Below are 19,645 nucleotides of genomic sequence, written 5' to 3' on the forward strand. Positions count from 1 at the left end.
GCGCCTACGGTGGGTATTTGAACGGGGACTGTTTTAGAAGTCGCCCCACAGTTGCTGGGCCACGGCCAGGGCGACCACGGGGGCGGTTTCGGTGCGCAGCACGCGAGGACCAAGACGGGCAGGCAGAAAGCCTGCACCGTGGGCCTGATCCACTTCGGCATCGGACAGACCGCCTTCCGGGCCAATCAGGAAGGCCAGGGTCTGGGGTTTGGCGTGGCTTTCCAGGGGCTGGGCCACGGGATGCAGGACCAGTTTCAGGTCCGCCTGGGTCTGCTTGATCCAGTCCGCCAGCAATACCGGTGGATGAATCAGCGGAACGCGGGAGCGACCGCATTGCTCACAGGCGCTGATGGCCACCTGGCGCCAGTGCAGCAGGCGTTTGTCGGCGCGTTCGTCCTTGAGCCGCACTTCGCAGCGCTCGCTGAAGATCGGGGTGATTTCGCTGACCCCAAGTTCCGTGGCTTTCTGGATCGCCCAGTCCATGCGTTCGCCCCGGGACAGGCCCTGGCCCAGGTGAATCTGCAGCGGCGATTCGTCCTGGCCGGCAAAGCGTTCATCCAGCTGCACCCGTACCCGCTTCTTGCCCACTTCCAGCAGCGTGCCGCGAAACTCCATCCCTGAGCCGTCGAACACCTGCAAGGCATCACCTTCGGCCATGCGCAGCACGCGTCCGATGTAATGGGCCTGGGCTTCCGGCAGTTCGTGTTCGCCAAGGCTCAAGGGGGCGTCGATAAAGAAGCGGGACAATCTCATCTGGTTTCTCTGTGCTGTAGGAGCCGGCTTGCCGGCAATAAACGATGGTGCGCTGCGTGGCGAAGCGCTTCGCTGGCAAGCCCGCTCCTGCGCCAGAGGGTGCAGGAGCGGGGCGAGGGACTCAGCCCGGATCGCGGAAGCCCGGGTGGAAGTCCTTGGGCACGGCCATGCTGACGCTGTCGCGGGTGGCGATGTCGATGCCTTCGCTGGCGACTTCGGCGAGGAAGTCGATCTGCTCCGGGGTGATCACGTAGGGCGGCAGGAAATACACCACGTTGCCCAGGGGACGCAACAGGGCGCCGCGCTCCAGGGCGTGCTGGAAAACCTTCAGGCCGCGACGTTCCTGCCACGGGTAGGCGCTCTTGCTGGCCTTGTCCTGGACCATTTCGATGGCCAGGACCATGCCGGTCTGGCGCACTTCGGCCACGTGGGGGTGATCCACTAGATGCGCAGTGGCGCTGGCCATGCGCTGGGACAGGGCGCGGTTGTTCTCGATGACGTTGTCCTGCTCGAAGATGTCCAGGGTCGCCAGCGCCGCCGCACAGGCCAGCGGGTTGCCGGTGTAGCTGTGGGAGTGGAGGAAGGCGCGCAGGGTCGGGTAGTCATCGTAGAAGGCGCTGTAGACCTCATCGGTGGTCATGCACGCGGCCAGGGGCAGGTAGCCGCCGGTCAGGGCCTTGGACAGGCACAGAAAGTCCGGACGGATGCCGGCCTGCTCGCAGGCGAACATGCTGCCGGTGCGGCCGAAGCCCACGGCGATCTCATCATGGATCAGGTGCACGCCATAGCGGTCGCAGGCTTCGCGCAGCAGCTTGAGGTACACCGGGTGGTACATGCGCATGCCGCCGGCGCCCTGGATCAATGGCTCGACGATGACCGCGGCTAGCGTGTCGTGGTGTTCGGCCAGGGTCTGTTCCATGGCGGCGAACATGTTTCGCGAATGCTCTTCCCAGCTCATGCCGTCGGGACGCAGGTAGCAGTCCGGGCTAGGCACCTTGAGGGTGTCCAGCAGCAGGGCCTTGTAGGTCTCGGTGAACAGCGGTACGTCGCCCACCGACATGGCGGCGATGGTTTCGCCGTGGTAGCTGTTGCTCAGGGTGACGAAGCGCTTCTTGGCCGGCTGACCGCGGTTGAGCCAGTAGTGGAAGCTCATCTTCATCGCCACTTCGATGCACGACGAACCGTTGTCGGCGTAGAAGCAGCGGGTCAGGCCTTCGGGGGTGATCTGCACCAGGCGCTCGGACAGCTCGATCACCGGCTGGTGGCTGAAACCGGCGAGGATCACATGCTCCAGCTGGTCCACTTGATCCTTGATGCGTTGGTTGATGCGCGGATTGGCATGGCCGAATACATTGACCCACCAGGAACTGACCGCGTCCAGGTAGCGTTTGCCTTCGAAGTCTTCCAGCCAGACGCCTTCACCGCGCTTGATGGGGATCAAAGGCAGTTGTTCGTGGTCTTTCATCTGGGTGCAGGGATGCCACAACACCGCGAGATCGCGTTGCATCCACTGGTTATTCAGGCCCATGTAGAGTCTCCTGGAGGCGGAATCGGGCAAGCCTATGCAATGCATGGCCGCGGGACAACCTATTGTGTGGGGCGACGGTCAGACAAATGCGCCCTGTACGCAAAGACGTGTCTGAGAGCTGCCAGGGCACCCGCCCTTGGTTATCCCTGAGTCTTCTGAAACGGTCCTTAATCTTTTCTTAACGAGCTCGGCCCAGACTATCGATCGTATTTCTCGATATTTCAAAGCAAAATTTTTCGCTTTAATTCGATAGGTAAATCGCTAGTCTTGGTCAGCGTTTCTTACAGGATGCAACTCGATGCAGTTACGTAATTCTTCTTCGCGCTACGGCTGGGTAAGCATTGTTCTGCACTGGGGCGTGGCCCTGGCCGTCTTCGGATTGTTCGCTTTGGGCCTGTGGATGGTCGGTCTCGACTACTACAGCACCTGGCGCAAAGACGCCCCGGACCTGCACAAGAGTATTGGCCTGACGCTGTTTGCGATCATGCTGCTGCGGGTGCTGTGGCGTTTTGTCAGCCCACCACCACCGGCACCGGCCAATCATGGGCGTCTGACCCGCCTGGGGGCCAAGTTGGGACATGGGTTCCTGTACCTGGGTCTGTTCGCGGTCATGATTGCCGGTTACCTGATCTCCACCGCAGACGGCGTCGGTATCCCGGTGTTTGGCTTGTTTGAAGTTCCTGCCCTGGTTTCCGGACTGCCGGACCAGGCAGATGTAGCAGGCGTGGTGCATCTGTACCTGGCCTGGGCGCTGGTGATCTTTGCCGGCATCCATGGTCTGGCGGCCTTGAAGCACCACTTTATCGATCGTGATGCGACCCTCACCCGTATGCTGGGTCGCAAAGCCTGATGTTCAACCTCGACTCAAAAGGAATAGAAAGCATGTTGAAAAAGACTCTCGCCGCTCTGGCAATCGGATCGGCTGTATTGGCGGCCGGTCAAGTGATGGCAGCGGACTACGTGATCGACAAGGAAGGCCAGCACGCCTTCGTCGACTTCAAGATCAGCCACCTGGGCTACAGCTTCATCACCGGTACCTTCAAGGACCTGGACGGCAAGTTCAGCTTCGACGCGGCCAAGCCTGAAGACGCCAAGATTGAAGTCAATGTGCGCACCGCCAGCGTGTTCACCAACCACGCCGAACGTGACAAGCACATCACCAGCAAGGACTTCCTCGACGCTGGCAAGTTTGCCGATGCCAAGTTCGTCTCCACCAGCGTCAAGCCTACCGGCAAGAATGCCGACGGCAAGCTGACCGCTGATGTGGCCGGCGACCTGACCCTGCACGGTGTGACCAAGCCGGTTGTGGTCAAGGCCACCTTCCTGGGTGAAGGCAAGGACCCATGGGGCGGCTACCGTGCCGGTTTCGAAGGCACCACCAGCATCAATCGCCAGGATTTCGGCAAGATGATGGACCTGGGCCCGGCGTCCAACAACGTCGACCTGTACATCACCTTCGAAGGTGTGAAAGCGAAGTAATGCTTCGTCTGTAGCCGCTGCCGCAGGCTGCGACAAGGCCCGCAGGGCCGTCGCGATTCAATTCGCACAGTCCTTATTGGACTGATCGCAACCTGCGCCAGGGCAAAAAAGCGCCCCCGACCACAAATCGGGGGCGTTTTTTATTGCCCGTCGTGTAACCCGGTGAGCCTGGCAGGCCCTTGCGCCGGGCTCCCCGTCGTTCGCAGCCTGCGGCAGCGGCTGCAGAAAGCGCCCTCGACCAGCCGCCACAAAAAACGCCCCGGGTCTTGCGACCAGGGGCGTTTTTCATTGCAGCCTGCGGACTCAGCGATTGCGGGTCAGCAGTGCCGGCTTCTCGCCCCGTGGGCGGCTCGGCAACTGGTCCAGTTGCTCAGGCGTCGGGAAGCGATCGGCCTTGGACTCCTTGTGCATGATCTTCGGCTGGTTGCCCCGAGGATTCTGCACTGCCGGCTCCTGGCGTGGCTGTTCGTCACGGTTCGGGCGACGATTGCGCGACTCGTCGCGACGACCCTGGCTGTCACGAGGGGCGCCGTTGCGTGGACCGCCGCTGCGCTTGGCCGGTGCGGTGCCGGTGGTGCTGCCGTTGCTGTTGCGTGGGTTGCCGGAGCGACCCTGGCCACCACCAGCGCCACCGCGTGGCGGATTGCCGGCACCGGCGCCCTGGGCCGGAGCCCCTGGACGGCGACCACGGCCCTGGTTGTTCTTGTTCTGGTAGGGGCTGACGTAGTCAGCGCGGTTACCGAAGTTGTCCACGTCGTCGTCGAGGAACTCATCCGGTGCCCGGTCGGCACGTGGCGTCGGCTGGCGCTGTTCGCGGGCCGGAGTGCCTTCACGCGGTTTCTGCTCGCGGGCCGGGCGCTCGCCACGGGCCGGCTTGTCTTTGCCGCCCTTGTCCTTGCCCTTGTCCTTGCGACCACCGCCGCCACCGCCGCCGTTCGGGCCGTCGCCACGTGGGCCACGAGGATTGCGCGGGTTGCGTACGTCCGGACGCTCGCGCACTTCCGGCTTCTCGGCTTCCACGGCGCTGGCATCGAAGCCCATCAGGTCGCCATCGGCGATCTTCTGCTTGGTCATGCGCTCGATGCTTTTCAGCAGTTTCTCTTCGTCCGGAGCCACCAGGGAGATGGCCTCGCCCGAGCGACCGGCACGGCCGGTACGACCGATACGGTGCACGTAGTCTTCGTCGACGTTAGGCAGCTCGAAGTTGACCACGTGGGGCAGTTGGTCGATATCCAGGCCGCGGGCAGCGATATCGGTGGCCACCAGAATGCGTACGTCGCCGGCCTTGAAATCGGCCAGGGCCTTGGTGCGGGCGTTCTGGCTCTTGTTACCGTGGATCGCCACAGCGCTCAGGCCGTGCTTGTCCAGGTACTCGGCCAGGCGGTTGGCGCCGTGCTTGGTACGCGTGAACACCAGCACCTGTTCCCAGGCGCCGGCGGTGATCAGGTGCGCCAGCAGCGAGCGTTTGTGGCTGGCGGGCAGGCGGAACACCCGCTGCTCGATACGCTCAACCGTGGTGTTGGGCGGGGTGACTTCGATGCGCTCGGGGTTGTGCAGCAGCTTGCCGGCCAGGTCCGTGATGTCCTTGGAGAAGGTCGCGGAGAACAGCAGGTTCTGGCGCTTGGCCGGCAGGCGCGCGAGGACTTTCTTCACGTCATGGACGAAGCCCATGTCGAGCATGCGGTCGGCTTCGTCGAGCACGAGGATTTCCACGTGGGACAGGTCGACGCTGCCTTGGCCGGCCAGGTCCAGCAGACGGCCGGGGCACGCCACCAGCACATCGACGCCACGGGCCATGGCCTGGACCTGCGGGTTCATGCCGACGCCGCCGAAGATGCAGGCGCTGACGAACTTCAGATCGCGGGCATACAGCTTGAAGCTGTCATGCACTTGCGCGGCCAGTTCGCGAGTCGGGGTCAGGACCAGTACGCGCGGTTGGCGCGGGCCGTGACGCTGGGATTTGTCCGGGTGACCGTTGGGAAACAACCGCTCCAGGATCGGGAGGGCGAAACCGCCGGTTTTACCAGTACCTGTCTGTGCCGCGACCATCAGATCGCGACCTTGCAACACGGCGGGAATGGCCCGCTGTTGCACCGGAGTAGGCTGGGTGTAGCCGGCGGCTTCGATGGCACCGACTAAAGCCTCGGAGAGACCGAGGGAAGCAAAGGACATGAGTAATCCTGTTTTAGTGAGGGCTTGGCCCAAAGGGATAATCTTGCCGGGCGTGAATGGCGTTTAAGAGGACGCAATCCCGTCCGGTCCTGCTGGCCTGAAGACTCATCCAACACAGGCTCGCGCGGGCCGGTTGGCTGCGCCGTAGCGGGGTGGAGAGGCCTTGAACAGGTTCCAGCGTCCGGGCGTGAGCCTGGCGGGAGGCGGGAGTATAACAGAGCAATCAGTATGCGCTGCTTTCCTGCTGCTCAACGGTTTTTTCTGACCCCCGGGTAGAGGATGACCTGACAGGGGGCAGAACAGGTTCCGCTCCGTACTTGGCGCTCAACTCGGCGTAGGCCGGCTCGCGCTTGAAGCGCTTGAGTTCGGCGCCGAAGCGTTGCACCAAAAGGTCCATCCCGGCGTTGCGGCGCAGCGCCAGGTACTGGCTCTGGCGGCTGATGACCGTAGGGTTCTGGCTGACCTGATCGCGAATGCCCAGGCTGTCCAGCAGATGCTGGCCCACTCGCTTGTCGGTGATCAACAGGTCGATGCGTCCCAGTAGCAGCTTGCCGAAGTTGGCTTCATGGGTCGGTGCCGGCTCGCGGTTGAACAGCGTCGAATTGCTGAAGTCATCGCTGTACAGGTAGCCGGGAGAGGTGCCGATGGTCAGGCCCTTGAGTTCATCCAGGTGCTTGAACGGATGTGGGCGCTGCTTGGCGTAGAACATCACGAACTCCACATCCGAGAGAGGCTCGCTGGGATAGAGCAAGGTATGGTCGCGCTGGTCGCTATGGAAGATATCCAGGGCTCCGTCGGCCTGGCCGGTTTCCAGCATGGCCAGGCAGCGTTTCCATGGCAGGAACTGCCACTCGACTTCTATCCCCAGGCGCTGAAAGACAATGGCCGTGGTTTCGTAGTCCAGCCCCAGGGCCTTGCCGTTTTCCTCATAGACATAAGGCGCCCAGGGTTCGGTGACAATGCGCAGCTTCTCGCCATGGGCGGCGACGCTCAGGCAAGTGCAGAGGAGGGCTATCAGCAACTGGGCAATGACGGACATTGCTGGAGATTACGACGAGAGATCATGCAATTGCTAGGGGGAGTTCCAGCCGCTCTGGCTCAAGGCTTGGGCAAATAAAAAGGCCCCGGTTTGCGCCGGGGCCTGGTGAAGGGTTGCCGATCAGCGCGGCAGCTTCAGGTTGTTCCAGATGGCCAGGCTCGGGTCGGCCTGGTTCAGGGTGTAGAAGTGCAGTCCTGGTGCGCCGCCCTGCAGCAGGCGCTCGCACATCTCGCTAATGACCTGCTCACCGAAAGCCTGGATGCTGGTGCTGTCGTCACCGTAGGCTTCCAGTTGCTTGCGGATCCAGCGAGGGATCTCCGCGCCGCAGGCGTCGGAAAAACGCGCCAGCTTGCTGTAGTTGGTGATCGGCATGATGCCCGGCACGATCGGGATGTTTACGCCCATCTTCTGCACGCGCTCGACGAAGTAGAAGTAGCTGTCGGCATTGAAGAAGTACTGGGTGATCGCACTGTCGGCACCGGCATTGGCCTTGCGTACGAAATGGGTGAGATCGTCTTCGAAGTTGCGCGCTTGCGGGTGCATCTCCGGATAGGCGGCGACTTCTATATGGAAGTGGCTGCCGGTTTCTTCACGAATGAAGCTCACCAGATCGTTGGCGTGGCGCAACTCGCCGCTGGCCATGCCCATGCCCGAAGGCAGGTCGCCGCGCAGGGCAACGATGCGCTTGATGCCAGCTGCCTGATACTGCTGCAGCAGACCGCGCAGGTCGTCCTTGCTGTCGCCGACGCAAGACAGGTGCGGTGCGGCAGGGACTTTTACTTCGCTCTCCAGTTGCAGCACGGTGTTGACCGTACGATCACGGGTCGAGCCGCCGGCACCGTAGGTGCAGGAGAAGAAGTCGGGGTTGTAGCTGGCCAGCTGACGGGCAGTGGCAAGCAGTTTTTCATGCCCAGCATCGGTCTTGGTCGGAAAGAACTCGAAGCTGTAGCGACGATCTTGGGACATGGAAGCAACCTCCAGCTACAAGCCGCAAGCTGAAAGCGCCAAGAGAAGCGTGGGTGCGCTCATCTCCTGATTCTGGAGCCTGTTGCCTGACACTGTTTAAGCAAATAGGGGCAAAGCTTGAGGCTCTGTGCGGCAAGCCCGGCTTGTGGCCCTGGCTTGCCGCTTGAAGCTCAACGCTTGCAGCTGCTCTTAGTAGCGATAAGCGTCTGGCTTGAACGGACCTTCGACGGTCACGCCGATGTAGTCAGCCTGTTGCTTGGTCAGTTGAGTGACCACGCCGCCGAAGCCGCGAACCATTTCCAGGGCCACTTCTTCGTCGAGCTTCTTCGGCAGGACTTCAACGGTCAGGCGCTCGGCTTTCTGGGCCGGCGACAGGTCGGCGTACTTCTGGCCGAACAGGAAGATCTGCGCCAGAACCTGGTTGGCGAACGAACCGTCCATGATGCGGCTTGGGTGACCAGTGGCGTTGCCCAGGTTCACCAGGCGGCCTTCGGCCAGCAGGATCAGGTAGTCGTCGTTCTGTGGGTCGAAATCGCCATGGCCGGTACGGTGGATCTTGTGTACCTGTGGCTTCACTTCTTCCCATGCCCAGTGCTTGCGCATGAAAGCGGTGTCTATTTCGTTGTCGAAGTGACCGATGTTGCAGACCACGGCGCGCTTTTTCAGGGCCTTGAGCATGTTGGCGTCGCAAACATTGACGTTGCCGGTGGTGGTCACGATCAGGTCGATCTTGCCCAGCAGGGCCTTGTCGATGCAGGCTTCGGTGCCGTTGTTGATACCGTCGATGAACGGCGAAACCAGTTCGAAACCGTCCATGCAGGCTTGCATGGCGCAGATCGGGTCGACTTCGGACACCTTGACGATCATGCCTTCCTGACGCAGGGACTGGGCCGAGCCCTTGCCCACGTCACCGTAGCCGATGACCAGCGCTTGCTTGCCGGACAGCAGGTGGTCGGTGCCGCGCTTGATGGCGTCGTTCAGGCTGTGACGGCAGCCGTACTTGTTGTCGTTCTTGCTCTTGGTCACCGAGTCGTTGACGTTGATCGCAGGAATCTTCAGCTCGCCCTTGGCCAGCATGTCCAGCAGGCGGTGTACGCCGGTGGTGGTTTCTTCGGTCACGCCGTGAACGCGATCCAGTACCTGTGGGTATTTGTCGTGCAGCAGCTGGGTCAGGTCGCCGCCGTCGTCGAGGATCATGTTGGCGTCCCAAGGCTGGCCATCCTTGAGGATGGTCTGCTCCAGGCACCACTCGTACTCTTGTTCGGTTTCGCCTTTCCAGGCGAACACAGGAATGCCGGCGGCGGCGATGGAGGCAGCAGCCTGGTCTTGAGTCGAGAAGATGTTGCAGGACGACCAGCGTACTTCGGCACCCAGGGCAACCAGGGTTTCGATCAGCACGGCGGTCTGAATGGTCATGTGGATGCAGCCGAGGATTTTCGCGCCCTTGAGTGGCTGTTCAGCCAGGTACTTGCGGCGCAGACCCATCAGAGCGGGCATTTCCGACTCGGCGATGATGGTTTCGCGACGGCCCCAGGCGGCCAGGGAAATGTCGGCGACTTTGTAGTCGGTAAAATCTGCAGGCGTGTTTACAGCGCTCATGAAGAGCCTCCATTCGTAGTGTGCGAATGGGCGCCGTTGTGCGTTTAGTGTCCGTACAGGGAAGCCTGTACCGACAACGCCCCATCCGAGCCTGACAGGTCATGCCTGCTGCAGCGCCCCTCGGACAGGTGGCGGGAAAACGGTATCAAGTGCAGATGACCGTTTTGAAACGGTGGCGATTATAGCCGCCAGAGCCAGACTTCCAAAAGTGTTTCTGTCGCCTGGATGAAGATCGTTAATCGCGACCATAGTCGATGTTGCGTAGAGCATGACCGTCCGGTCTGCCATTATGCCGGGCATCAATTGGCAGGACGGTCAGGAGTGAATATGAATTTCCACACCCGCAAGTGGGTAAAGCCCGAAGACCTCAACCCCAACGGCACGCTGTTCGGCGGCAGCCTGTTGCGCTGGATCGACGAAGAAGCGGCGATCTACGCCATTGTCCAGCTGGGCAACCAGCGAGTGGTCACCAAGTACATCTCGGAAATCAACTTCGTCAGTGCCTCACGCCAGGGCGACATCATTGAGCTGGGCATCACCGCCACCGAGTTCGGTCGCACTTCCATTACCCTGACCTGCGAAGTACGCAACAAGATCACCCGCAAATCCATTCTCACCGTAGAGAAGATGGTCTTCGTCAACCTGGGTGAAGACGGCCTGCCGGCGCCTCACGGGCGCACCGAAATCAAATACGTCAAGGACCAGTTCAAGGACGAAGCCTGAACCCACGCGCCAGCGAGTGCCTTGACCCCATTCGCCAGCCTGAGGCCTCCAATCCGAACGGAACAGCCCTGAACCTCGCGTGTCGTAACTCATACGACCCACCTGGTTCAGGACTCCCATGGACACTCGACACGACGGTAAAACCCCCGGTCTTTCGGCCGCGGAGCAGCAGGACGTCGACCGTAACCAGCCGCCCCGCGCGGCGGTCCTGCATGAAATCATCCGCACCCAGGGCGATCAGGAGCTGGAGCGCAGCGTCGCTGCCCTGTGGTGGTCGGCCTTGGCTGCCGGCCTGACCATGGGCCTGTCCCTGATGGGCATGGGCCTGCTCAACTCCCGCCTGCCGGATGGCGAAGCCTTCAAAGTGATCGCCAGCTTCGGCTACTGTGCGGGCTTTCTGGCGGTGATTCTCGCGCGCCAGAAACTGTTTACGGAAAATACTCTGACCGCGGTATTGCCGGTGATGAGCAAGCCGAGCCTGCAGAACTTCGGGCGGTTGTTGCGCTTATGGGGCGTGGTGCTGGTGGGTAACCTGTGCGGCACCTTGCTGGTGGCCTACGTGATGCTGCACCTGCCGATCTTCGACAGCCGAACCGACCAGGCCTTTCTGGAAATCGGTCGCAAGGTGATGGAGAACGACAGCTCGCAGATGTTTGCCAAGGGCATCATCTCCGGCTGGATGATCGCCACCATGGTGTGGATGATTCCGTCCATGGAGAGCGCCAAGATGTGGATCATCATCCTCATCACCTACCTGATGGCGCTGGGGGACTTCACCCACATCGTGGTGGGCTCGGCCGAAGTCTCTTACCTGGTGTTTGCCGGCGAGTTGGGGTGGCGGGATTTCTGGCAGGTGTTCGCCGGGCCGACCCTGGCGGGGAACATCATCGGCGGCAGTTTCATCTTCGCTCTGATCAGCCATGCCCAGGTGCGCAGCGAGAGCGGCACGCCGAACAAAAACGCGGATCGGGCAGGGGCACCCGATCCGCGACAGATCAAGAAGTGATCAGTGGGCCTCGGTCTTGGTTGCCGGGGTTTCCTGGGTGACGTGGCGCACCAGCTTGCCGATGCTCAGACCCTGCAGCAGGATCGAGGACAGCACCACGATGTAGGTGATGCTCAGCACCAGGTCGCGTTCCGGCCCCAGGGGCAGGGCCAGCGCCAGCGCCACTGAGACGCCACCGCGCAGGCCACCCCAGGTCAGCACGCGAATGGTGCCCCGGGGCACGCTGCGCCAGCGACGCAGCAGGAGGATTGCCGGGGCCACGGTCAACAGGCGCGACAGTATGATGGCCACTGCCAGCAGGCTCGCGGCCGCCAAGTGCAGCCAGTTGAACGGCAGCAGCAACAGTTCCAGGCCGATCAGGGCGAACAGCAGGGCGTTGAGCATGTCGTCCAGCAGTTCCCAGAAACCATCCAGGTAACGCCGGGTCATGTCGTTCATCGCCAGGTTGCGCCCCAGATTGCCGATGATCAGGCCGGCTACCACCATGGCGATCGGTGCCGATACGTGGATCTCGCTGGCCATGGCCGAACCGCCGATCACTAGAGCCAGGGTCAGCATCACTTCGATCTGGTGCTGCTCGATGCTCTTGATCATCAGGTACACCAGGTAGCCGATCAGCCCGCCGAACACCACGCCGCCGATGGCTTCATGCACGAACAGCCAGGCAGTGGCGCTCACCGTTGGGGTTTCACCCAGTTGGGCGATGCCCAGCAGCACGGTGAACACCACGACCGCTGTGCCGTCGTTGAACAGCGACTCGCCGACGATAGTGGTCTTCAGCGGCTTGGAGGCGTTGGCGGTCCGCAGTACGCCCAGCACCGCGATGGGGTCGGTGGGGGAGATCAGTGCGCCGAACAGCAGGCAGTAGAGGAAGCTCACGTGCCAGCCGAACAGGCCGAAGATCCAGTAGGCCAGGCTGCCGATGACGAAGGTGGCGATCAGCACGCCGACGGTGGCCAACAGGCCGATGGGCCAGCGATAACTGCGCAGATCGTTGAGGTTGACGTGCAGGGCGCCTGCGAACAGCAGGAACGACAGCATCCAGTTCATCAGCAGGTCGCCGAAGTCGATCTTGCCGATCAGTTCCTCGACATGCTCTTCCAGGCCGGGGAAACCGAGGTAGCTCAGTCCTTGCAGCAACAAGGAAAAGAGCAGGGCGGTGACCATCACGCCGATGGTCGGCGGCAGGCCGATAAAACGGAAGTTGACGTAGGTGAGCAGGGTGGTCAGGCAGATAAAAGCAGCGACAAGTTCAAGCATCCGGACTCCTTTGGATGATCGCAGGAAAAACAGCCTGAACTCTTTCAGGCCAAAGGTTTGATGTGCCGGCGACGGGACGGGACACAGTTCGTTATGGCGCGGGAGTCCGCTCCCTTGCCACGGCAATGCTGTTGAGCCGCACCCATTGACCGCAGCGAGGGGGCGACGTTGCAGGCCTGGCGGTAAAAATGCCCCGAGCACGCCCATGCTGCCGAATTCGCTGTCGCCACTGCCAAAAAAGCGGGCAACCAGTGCAAGCCGGGCAGCCGGCATGCGAGGATTCCCGCTCTGTGGTCGGGCACTCTGCCCAAGCATGACCGTGCCGCACGAGATCCGATGACCTTCAGGCAAACAGGGAGTGTGAGGTGCTGGCGACAAGTCTGGTTCTGGTGGCGGCGCTGCTGCATGCGGCATGGAACACCCTGATCAAGTTCAGCGGTGAACGATTGTTGGTGGTGGCCTGCATGGACAGCGTGGCGTTGCTGTTCGTGGCGATCATGCTGTTTTTCCTGCAGTGGCCGCCGCCGCAGATCTGGCCCTGGATCATCGCCTCGGCGGCCTTCGAGCTCTTGTACCGCTATCTGCTGATCCAGGCGTATCGGGTGGGGGACCTGGGGCTGGTCTATCCGTTGATGCGCGGCTTGTCGCCCCTGGTGGTGCTGGCCCTGACCCTGATTTTTGCCGGTGAGGTCCTGAGCACCCAGCAAATCCTCGGCATCCTGCTGATTCCCTTCGGCATGCTGTGTCTGCTCTGGCAAGGCGGGGGCGGCGCGCGCCTGCCCTGGAGCATGCTGCCGGTGGTGGCGCTGATCGGCCTGTGCATCGGTTGCTATACCTTTATCGACGGCCAGGCCCTGCGCCGCTGGTCGCATCCGCTGGACTACCTGACCTGGGTCACGCTGCTCAGCGCCTGGCCTTTTCCCCTGGTGGCCGTGGTGTGGAAACGGCCTGCGTTTGCGCAGTTCTGGCGTGAGCAGTGGCGCCTGGGGCTGAGCGTCGGCTTCTGTGTACTGTTGAGCTACGCTCTGGTGCTTTGGGCCATGCAGTTGGGCTCGATTGCAGAAGCGGCGGCGCTGCGTGAAATCAGTGTGATTCTGGTGGTGCTGTTCGGTATGCGCTACCTGAAAGAACCTTTCGGCCGGCCACGGCTCTTAGCCTGTGGATTGGTGCTGATTGGCATGTTGGTGATGAAGTTCTGAACACTCCCTAAAACTCTAAAAAAGGATTTGCTCCATGACTGTCGCTTTCTGGTGTGTGTTGATCGCAATTGTTCTGCCCTACCTGTGTACCGCCATCGCCAAGGGCGCAGGTAAATACGGGCTTCGCTACAACCATGACCCACGGGCGTTCCTGAGTACCCTGGAGGGGCTGCCCAAGCGTGCCCACAACGCGCAGCTCAATGGCTTCGAGGTGACTCCGGCATTTGCTGCGGCGGTGATCATTGCCCATGTGGCGGGTAACGCCGAACTGGTGACCATCAACGTCCTGGCGGTGTTGTTTGTCACCAGCCGCTTGCTGTACATGATCTGCTACCTGGCGGACTGGGCGATCCTGCGGTCCCTGGTGTGGTTCGTGGGCATGGGCCTGATCGCCAGTTTCTTCTTCGTTTCAGTCTGAAACACCCTCTTGCCGGCGAAAGCGTCTTCATGGTCGCCTCCGCCGGCAAGCCGGCTGCTACTGGGGTCAAGGGGTATCGGGCACTTCCGGTACTTTGGGCAGCGCCGCGCCCTTGGGCCAGAGCATCCAGATCTGCCCCTGCTGCTTCATGTCGCCGGCCAGTTGCCCGGCCGCCTCGCCTGTGCCCCAGAACAAATCGGCACGGACTTCTCCGGTAATCGCGCCGCCCGTGTCCTGAGCGGCTACGGGACGTACCAGGCTGCTGCCGTCGGGACGGGTGGTAGACAGCCACAACAGGCTGCCCAGGGGAATGACCTTGCGATCCACTGCGACGCTGTAGCCGGAAGTCAGCGGCACGTTCAATGAGCCACGGGGGCCTTCGTTGCTGTCCGGGTTGCGATTGAAGAACACGTAGCTCGGGTTGCTGCCCAGCAGTTCGGGAATCCGCGTCGGATGGGCCTTGGCCCAGGCGGCGATGGTGCCCATGGTCACGTCCTCTTTTTTCAGTTCTCCCTGCTCCACCAACCAGCGGCCGATGGGCCGGTACGGGTGGCCGTTCTGGTCGGCATAGCCGATCCGCAGTTGGCGACCGTCATCCAGCTGGATCCTTCCCGACCCCTGGATCTGCAGGAATTGCAGGTCCATCGGATCGGTCAGCCAGGCCAGCACCGGAGCCTTCACCCCCTTGGCTTCGATGGTCGCGGCATCGTCATAGGGCTTGAGCACCCGACCTTCGAGACGGCCCCTCAGGCGCTTGCCCTTGAGTTCCGGATAGAGGCTGTCCAGAGCGACGATGATCATGTCGTCCGGCACGCCGTACACCGGTACATTGGCCGTTCGGGTCTGGGTCAGGCTGCCGGGATACACCGGTTCGTAATAGCCGGTGATCAAGCCGGTGCTGCTGCCGCTGCCCGAGCGCAGCCCATAGACTTCCAGGTGTTCCTTGAGAAAGTCGCGGATGGCGGCCGGAGTCTGTGGCACGTTGGCTGCTGCAGCGCAGGTGGTGCCCCACACCGGGTCGGCTTTCAGGCGGTTGCAGGCACTGCGCCAGGAGCCGAAGCCGGCCAGCAGGTCGTTGTCGGCTACGCTGGGCAACGACTCCCAGGGTGCACTGTTGTAGGTGGCCAAGGCGTGGGTTGGCGCAGGCTTGCCGTTATCGCCGCCGTTGCAGCCGGCAAGCAGCGCCAGGGCTGGCAGGGTCCAGAGCGGGTGGCGACGCCAGCGGAGGAAGCTCGGGTTCATGCTGTATTTCCTTGAAGGGTCATCCACAGACTGGGTGGCAGTGGGCAACCCCTATTGTTAATAGGGCTATTGGTGTTTGCCGGGGAGGCGAGGATACTGGCCGCCGTTTCCGTGACCTGACCTGAAGCCACCATGACGCTAAAAAGACTTTCTGTTGTATTGCTGGCCTGCCTGACGCTTTCCGCCTGTGGCGGTGTCGACCCCAACTCTCCCCTGGGTCAGCGCAAGGCGATCTTCAAACAGATGCTCAAGACCGGCGAGGACCTGGGGGGCATGCTGCGTGGGCGGATTCCTTTCGACGGTGCACGTTTTGCCGAAGGTGCGGTCAAGCTCGACAGCCTGTCCCATGAACCCTGGAAGCACTTCCCCGAGGTCAAGGAAGAAGATCACACCAGCGCCACCGATGACGTCTGGCGCAAGCAGGCGCGATTCCAGGAGCTGGCACGCAACCTGGAGGCGGCCACCGGCGAACTGGTGACCATCAGCCAGGTCCAGCCTTACAAGGCCAGTAACCTGGGGCCGGCAGTGCAGAAGGTCGAGGATGTCTGCAGTGCTTGTCACAAAGAATTCCGCAATCACTGAGTGGCGGTTCTGACAAGGTGTTTTGCGCTGGCGAGGGAGCAGTCTCCCTCGTCACGACAAGCGCCGCTTACTTGTCCAGCTCGTCCAGGGCTTGCTGCAGTTCCTTGCGGGATTCGGCGAGTTTGTCCTTGCGCTTGTTGATCTTCTCCGAGTCGCCTTTCTTCATGGCTTTTTCCAGATCGGCCTGGCGCCGGCTGACTTCGTGCTTGGCTTCCAGCACCTTGTTTTCCCGATCCTTCTTCAGCGAGGCATCGGTGCAGTGGGCGTTGACTTCACTCAGGGCGCGCTCCAGGCCGGCTTGCTGATTGCTGTTGCCATGAGCCTTGGCTTGTTCAATCTGGGTCATGATCGCTTGGCGCTTGGCGGCACAACCGGTCAGTTGCGGAGCTTGTTCGGCGGCCAGCAGGGGCGCGCTCATCAGGCTGCACAGGGTCAAGGCAGCGAGGGATGGAAACAGTTTCATGGAAGGCTCCAGGTGGAAAAAAAGATCAAAAAATAACCAATTAAAATATTGACGCTGGCATCGGGAGTGGGGTGTTGGAGCCCAATCCCGCCTGGGTGGTTCAACCTGCGCCCCAGGATGATGGGTTAAAAACCTTCGATACCCGCTTCACTCAAGGTGGCACGCAGGGCCAGTACCTGTGGATCACGAAAGAATGCCGTCAGTTGCGCAGCACGTTCCGCTCCTATTCCTGCCTCGTCCTGCCAGTCCTGGCTGCTTTTCAGCGCCAGGGTTTGCCATGGCCCGCTCAGGTCAGCTGAGCCACTGGGTGGCAGCCCCAGGGATTTCAGCCAGCGAGGGAAGGGTTGCTGTCTTGCCCGGTGCAGGCTCTCGAGTAAACGAGAGCTGCTGCGCTTGCCGAAGCCGGCAATGTTAGCAAGCTCCGCCTGATCCAGGGTCAGCCAATCCAACAGGCCTTTGATACGCCCTGTTTCAATCAGCCTGCTCCAGGTTCGCTCGCCGATATTCTGCAGGTCCAGGCCCTGTTTGCTGCTGAGCCAGGTCAGTCGCGCGAGAAACTGACTCTCGCAACCGGGAGATGGCTGCCAGCAGCTCAAGCCATGAAAGTCCTCCTGGGCCGGAGCCTGGATGGCCTGGCGTTGCGGGCTCCTGAGTACCACGCTCTCCAGGCGCGGAATGGTCAGTCCGGCAAGGCTGATGGCCACCTGATCGCCGGGCGCTATGTCCAGTGCCCGCCAGCGTTGTAGCGAGCCGACGCTGACGCGACGGATCTGTCGGTCGTCGAGGGTGACAGGCTCGATATCCAGCAAAGGGGTGATGCGTCCGGTGCGGCCGATGCGGAATCGAACCTGACGCACATGGGCCAGGGCCTGGGCGTAGGGATACTTCCACGCGGCGATCCAGTGCGGCGCTTTGGCCTGCCAGCGCTCGGCGGCCGGGCGCTGGCTCTGCCGCAGGATGATGCCGTCGCTGGCGAAGGGCAGGGGTGAGCGGTACCAGTGTTCTCGCCATTGTCGAGCTTCGCTGAACCCGGTGATGGGCCGGCTGTATTCACGGCCCTCGGGAAAACCCAGTTGCGCCAGTTGCTCCAGGCGTTCACTCAAGGTGGCGGGGCCTTGGGGCCAGTCCCAGACAAACAGGCCGATCTGCTGTGCTTCTGCCATCGACAGGTGTTTGCGTGCCAGCCATCCGGCGACCCGGCTGCGGGCATTGAGGCTGCCCGCGCGGGACTGGATGTGTTGCTCCAGTCGTTGATACAGCTCCCCTTGCAGCAGCAGGTCCACGGGCTGTGGCAATTGTTTGGGGATGGCCGGGATCTGATGGGCGCTGGCGCTCCAGTCATGGCCCAGCAGGCCGTCACCCCGACTTAACGCCTGGTGGAAGCGACCCTGGCGGTAGATCAGGGTCACGGCCACGCCGTCGATCTTGGGTTGGGCCCAAACACCTTCGCGACCTTTTAGCCAGAGCTGGACGGCATTGTCATCGGGGAGTTTTTCCACTCCGGTGTGAGCAATAGGGTGGGGGATGCTGCCCCGGGCGTCGAGCAACGGCCGGTCCGCAGTCACGGGAATCTGTGGAAAGCAGTGCCGCAGGTTGGCCAGGCGCTGACGGGACTGGTCGTACAGCTCGTCGGCTACAGGCGATTGGCCGTGCCGGTGGTAGGGGGTATCCCAGTTCTTGAGCTGTTGTTGCAGGGCGGTGATTTCCAGGTTGGCCTGGGACGTTGGCCAGTCGGGACATTGGGCCTGAGCGGTTGGAGCGGCGAGGGCCAGAAGCAGCAGGAAGAGTCTTGGCGGCATGGGGAGCATCCTTGCTCTGATGGGCATGCGCTAAAGGCTAGAGGGGATTGGCTGTGGGCTTGGACGAAGGTGTTTGCCGGGTGTTTCATCGGGCGCCAAAACTTGTCGTCAATGGCGCAGGGCCCTGTATCGACGGTTGTCGGCTGGCTTTGCAAGGAAACCTTCAGCCACAAAAAAGCCCCGCCAGGCGAGCCGGACGGGGCTTTGGATGTTGCCAGGTGAAGCTTACAGGCCGGCAGCAGCGCGCAAGGCGTCGGCGCGGTCGGTTTTTTCCCAAGTGAAGGTGGTGAAGGTGTCCTCACCCACGGTCTTGGTTTGTGGGGCACGGCCGAAGTGACCGTAGGCCGCGGTTTCCTGGTACATCGGGTGCAGCAGGTCAAGCATGGTGGTGATCGCGTAAGGACGCAGGTCGAAGTGCTCGCGTACCAGCTTGACGATCTTGTCGTCGCTGATCTTGCCGGTGCCGAAGGTGTTCAGCGAGATCGAAGTCGGTTGCGCCACGCCGATGGCGTAGGACACCTGGATCTCGCAACGCTCGGCCAGGCCGGCGGCAACGATGTTCTTGGCCACGTAGCGACCAGCATAAGCGGCGGAACGGTCAACCTTGGATGGGTCCTTGCCGGAGAACGCGCCACCGCCGTGACGGGCCATGCCGCCGTAGCTGTCGACGATGATCTTGCGGCCGGTCAGGCCGCAGTCGCCCACCGGGCCACCGATGATGAACTGGCCGGTCGGGTTGATGTGGAACTGGGTGTCCTTGTGCAGCAGCTCGGCTGGCAGCACGTGCTTGACGATCAGTTCCATCACGCCTTCACGCAGGTCGTTGTAGGACACTTCCGGGTTGTGCTGGGTCGACAGCACCACGGCGTCGATGCCGACCACGATGCCGTTTTCATAGCGGCAGGTGACCTGGGACTTGGCGTCCGGGCGCAGCCATGGCAGCAGACCCGATTTGCGAGCTTCAGCCTGGCGATGGACCAGTTGGTGGGAGAAGGCAATCGGCGCCGGCATCAGCGCTGCGGTTTCGTTGCTGGCGTAGCCGAACATCAGGCCCTGGTCGCCGGCGCCCTGATCTTCAGGCTTGGCGCGGTCAACGCCCTGGTTGATGTCGGGGGATTGCTTGCCAATGATGTTCATCACGCCGCAGGTGGCGCCGTCGAAGCCGACGTCCGAGCTGGTGTAGCCGATGTCGCAGATCACGTCACGGACGATCTGTTCCAGGTCGACCCAGGCAGTGGTAGTGACTTCGCCAGCGACGATGGCCACGCCAGTCTTGACCAGGGTTTCCACCGCGACGCGGGCATGCTTGTCCTGGGCAATGATGGCGTCCAGCACCGCATCGGAAATCTGGTCGGCGATTTTATCCGGATGCCCTTCAGACACGGACTCGGAGGTGAAAAGGGAGTATTCGCTCATC

At 62.0% G+C, this 19,645-nt stretch carries 18 protein-coding genes and 1 riboswitch; of the genes, 7 read left to right on the forward strand and 11 right to left on the reverse strand.

Translation table 11 applies throughout. The features are described from left to right. Positions 1-33: 33 nt before the first annotated feature. Both J5M73_RS02850 and J5M73_RS02855 read right to left on the reverse strand, forming a co-directional pair. Positions 34-753 (reverse strand): 16S rRNA (uracil(1498)-N(3))-methyltransferase, encoded by a 720-nt coding sequence (locus J5M73_RS02850; protein ID WP_102862052.1) that lies wholly within the window; start codon positions 751-753, stop codon positions 34-36. A 121-nt stretch (positions 754-874) separates the two neighbouring features. Beyond that, positions 875-2,281 (reverse strand): adenosylmethionine--8-amino-7-oxononanoate transaminase, encoded by a 1,407-nt coding sequence (locus J5M73_RS02855; protein ID WP_207814996.1) that lies wholly within the window; start codon positions 2,279-2,281, stop codon positions 875-877. A 298-nt stretch (positions 2,282-2,579) separates the two neighbouring features. On the opposite strand from J5M73_RS02855, the gene J5M73_RS02860 reads away from it, so the two are divergent. Further along, complete coding sequence (locus J5M73_RS02860) at positions 2,580-3,131, forward strand: cytochrome b (protein ID WP_016968753.1); 552 nt, start codon at positions 2,580-2,582, stop codon at positions 3,129-3,131. 32 nt (positions 3,132-3,163) lie between these two features. Beyond that, a complete protein-coding gene (locus J5M73_RS02865; RefSeq protein WP_031320659.1) occupies positions 3,164-3,760 on the forward strand; it encodes a YceI family protein in 597 nt (198 codons plus the stop codon). Between the two features lie 303 nt (positions 3,761-4,063). On the opposite strand, the gene J5M73_RS02870 is transcribed toward J5M73_RS02865, so the two are convergent. The 4 genes from J5M73_RS02870 to ahcY form a co-directional block, all read right to left on the reverse strand. Next, complete coding sequence (locus J5M73_RS02870) at positions 4,064-5,932, reverse strand: DEAD/DEAH box helicase (RefSeq protein ID WP_102862050.1); 1,869 nt, start codon at positions 5,930-5,932, stop codon at positions 4,064-4,066. Between the two features lie 223 nt (positions 5,933-6,155). Next, complete coding sequence (locus tag J5M73_RS02875) at positions 6,156-6,971, reverse strand: transporter substrate-binding domain-containing protein (RefSeq protein ID WP_102862049.1); 816 nt, start codon at positions 6,969-6,971, stop codon at positions 6,156-6,158. A gap of 120 nt (positions 6,972-7,091) precedes the next feature. Beyond that, complete coding sequence (metF, locus tag J5M73_RS02880) at positions 7,092-7,937, reverse strand: methylenetetrahydrofolate reductase [NAD(P)H] (RefSeq protein ID WP_102862048.1); 846 nt, start codon at positions 7,935-7,937, stop codon at positions 7,092-7,094. 189 nt (positions 7,938-8,126) lie between these two features. Beyond that, a complete protein-coding gene (ahcY, locus tag J5M73_RS02885; RefSeq protein ID WP_102862047.1) occupies positions 8,127-9,536 on the reverse strand; it encodes an adenosylhomocysteinase in 1,410 nt (469 codons plus the stop codon). A gap of 21 nt (positions 9,537-9,557) precedes the next feature. Continuing rightward, positions 9,558-9,664: riboswitch (S-adenosyl-L-homocysteine riboswitch) on the reverse strand. Between the two features lie 199 nt (positions 9,665-9,863). Between ahcY and J5M73_RS02890 the strand changes: the two genes are divergently transcribed. Continuing rightward, positions 9,864-10,259 (forward strand): hotdog domain-containing protein, encoded by a 396-nt coding sequence (locus tag J5M73_RS02890; RefSeq protein WP_060841501.1) that lies wholly within the window; start codon positions 9,864-9,866, stop codon positions 10,257-10,259. Between the two features lie 118 nt (positions 10,260-10,377). After that, complete coding sequence (locus tag J5M73_RS02895) at positions 10,378-11,265, forward strand: formate/nitrite transporter family protein (protein ID WP_207814997.1); 888 nt, start codon at positions 10,378-10,380, stop codon at positions 11,263-11,265. On the opposite strand, the gene J5M73_RS02900 is transcribed toward J5M73_RS02895, so the two are convergent. After that, complete coding sequence (locus J5M73_RS02900; RefSeq protein WP_102862045.1) at positions 11,266-12,525, reverse strand: sodium:proton antiporter; 1,260 nt, start codon at positions 12,523-12,525, stop codon at positions 11,266-11,268. A gap of 365 nt (positions 12,526-12,890) precedes the next feature. On the opposite strand from J5M73_RS02900, the gene J5M73_RS02905 reads away from it, so the two are divergent. Together J5M73_RS02905 and J5M73_RS02910 are read left to right on the forward strand one after the other, a co-directional pair. Then, the gene (locus tag J5M73_RS02905; RefSeq protein ID WP_102862044.1) at positions 12,891-13,724 is read left to right on the forward strand and encodes an EamA family transporter; all 834 of its coding nucleotides are present in this window, start codon (positions 12,891-12,893) and stop codon (positions 13,722-13,724) included. 34 nt (positions 13,725-13,758) lie between these two features. Next, positions 13,759-14,142, forward strand: a complete 384-nt coding sequence (locus J5M73_RS02910) for an MAPEG family protein (protein ID WP_102862043.1) — start codon at positions 13,759-13,761, stop codon at positions 14,140-14,142. 66 nt (positions 14,143-14,208) lie between these two features. Here J5M73_RS02910 and J5M73_RS02915 read toward each other — a convergent pair whose 3' ends face one another. Then, positions 14,209-15,384, reverse strand: coding sequence for a murein transglycosylase A (locus tag J5M73_RS02915; RefSeq protein WP_102862042.1), 1,176 nt, complete (start codon positions 15,382-15,384; stop codon positions 14,209-14,211). 132 nt (positions 15,385-15,516) lie between these two features. Here J5M73_RS02915 and J5M73_RS02920 point away from each other — a divergent pair, with 132 nt between their 5' ends. Beyond that, positions 15,517-15,966 carry a cytochrome c gene (locus J5M73_RS02920; protein ID WP_025131121.1) on the forward strand — a complete coding sequence of 150 codons (450 nt, stop codon included), beginning with the start codon at positions 15,517-15,519 and terminating at the stop codon, positions 15,964-15,966. Positions 15,967-16,033: 67 nt separating this feature from the next. On the opposite strand, the gene J5M73_RS02925 is transcribed toward J5M73_RS02920, so the two are convergent. From J5M73_RS02925 to metK, 3 genes are all read right to left on the reverse strand, one after another. Then, a complete protein-coding gene (locus J5M73_RS02925) occupies positions 16,034-16,429 on the reverse strand; it encodes a DUF1090 domain-containing protein (RefSeq protein ID WP_102862041.1) in 396 nt (131 codons plus the stop codon). Positions 16,430-16,554: 125 nt separating this feature from the next. Next, a complete protein-coding gene (gene ligB / locus J5M73_RS02930; RefSeq protein WP_102862040.1) occupies positions 16,555-18,228 on the reverse strand; it encodes an NAD-dependent DNA ligase LigB in 1,674 nt (557 codons plus the stop codon). Between the two features lie 225 nt (positions 18,229-18,453). Further along, positions 18,454-19,644: a methionine adenosyltransferase gene (gene metK / locus J5M73_RS02935; RefSeq protein WP_102862039.1), complete on the reverse strand. Its 1,191-nt coding sequence runs from the start codon at positions 19,642-19,644 to the stop codon at positions 18,454-18,456. Position 19,645 lies beyond the last annotated feature (1 nt).

The sequence above is a fragment of the Pseudomonas sp. 50_B genome, from assembly GCF_017491625.1.
GTDB classification, from domain to species: Bacteria; Pseudomonadota; Gammaproteobacteria; order Pseudomonadales; family Pseudomonadaceae; genus Aquipseudomonas; species Aquipseudomonas danubii.

Coding starts and splice junctions, on each gene's coding strand:
- J5M73_RS02875 (WP_102862049.1), bottom strand. CDS start 6,971: ATGTCCGTCATTGCCCAGTTGCTGATAGCCCTCCTCTGCACTTGCCTG.
- J5M73_RS02900 (WP_102862045.1), bottom strand. CDS start 12,525: ATGCTTGAACTTGTCGCTGCTTTTATCTGCCTGACCACCCTGCTCACC.
- J5M73_RS02910 (WP_102862043.1), top strand. CDS start 13,759: ATGACTGTCGCTTTCTGGTGTGTGTTGATCGCAATTGTTCTGCCCTAC.
- J5M73_RS02915 (WP_102862042.1), bottom strand. CDS start 15,384: ATGAACCCGAGCTTCCTCCGCTGGCGTCGCCACCCGCTCTGGACCCTG.
- metK (WP_102862039.1), bottom strand. CDS start 19,644: ATGAGCGAATACTCCCTTTTCACCTCCGAGTCCGTGTCTGAAGGGCAT.
- J5M73_RS02895 (WP_207814997.1), top strand. CDS start 10,378: ATGGACACTCGACACGACGGTAAAACCCCCGGTCTTTCGGCCGCGGAG.
- J5M73_RS02925 (WP_102862041.1), bottom strand. CDS start 16,429: ATGAAACTGTTTCCATCCCTCGCTGCCTTGACCCTGTGCAGCCTGATG.
- J5M73_RS02855 (WP_207814996.1), bottom strand. CDS start 2,281: ATGGGCCTGAATAACCAGTGGATGCAACGCGATCTCGCGGTGTTGTGG.
- J5M73_RS02920 (WP_025131121.1), top strand. CDS start 15,517: ATGACGCTAAAAAGACTTTCTGTTGTATTGCTGGCCTGCCTGACGCTT.
- ahcY (WP_102862047.1), bottom strand. CDS start 9,536: ATGAGCGCTGTAAACACGCCTGCAGATTTTACCGACTACAAAGTCGCC.
- ligB (WP_102862040.1), bottom strand. CDS start 18,228: ATGCCGCCAAGACTCTTCCTGCTGCTTCTGGCCCTCGCCGCTCCAACC.
- metF (WP_102862048.1), bottom strand. CDS start 7,937: ATGTCCCAAGATCGTCGCTACAGCTTCGAGTTCTTTCCGACCAAGACC.
- J5M73_RS02890 (WP_060841501.1), top strand. CDS start 9,864: ATGAATTTCCACACCCGCAAGTGGGTAAAGCCCGAAGACCTCAACCCC.
- J5M73_RS02865 (WP_031320659.1), top strand. CDS start 3,164: ATGTTGAAAAAGACTCTCGCCGCTCTGGCAATCGGATCGGCTGTATTG.
- J5M73_RS02860 (WP_016968753.1), top strand. CDS start 2,580: ATGCAGTTACGTAATTCTTCTTCGCGCTACGGCTGGGTAAGCATTGTT.
- J5M73_RS02850 (WP_102862052.1), bottom strand. CDS start 753: ATGAGATTGTCCCGCTTCTTTATCGACGCCCCCTTGAGCCTTGGCGAA.
- J5M73_RS02870 (WP_102862050.1), bottom strand. CDS start 5,932: ATGTCCTTTGCTTCCCTCGGTCTCTCCGAGGCTTTAGTCGGTGCCATC.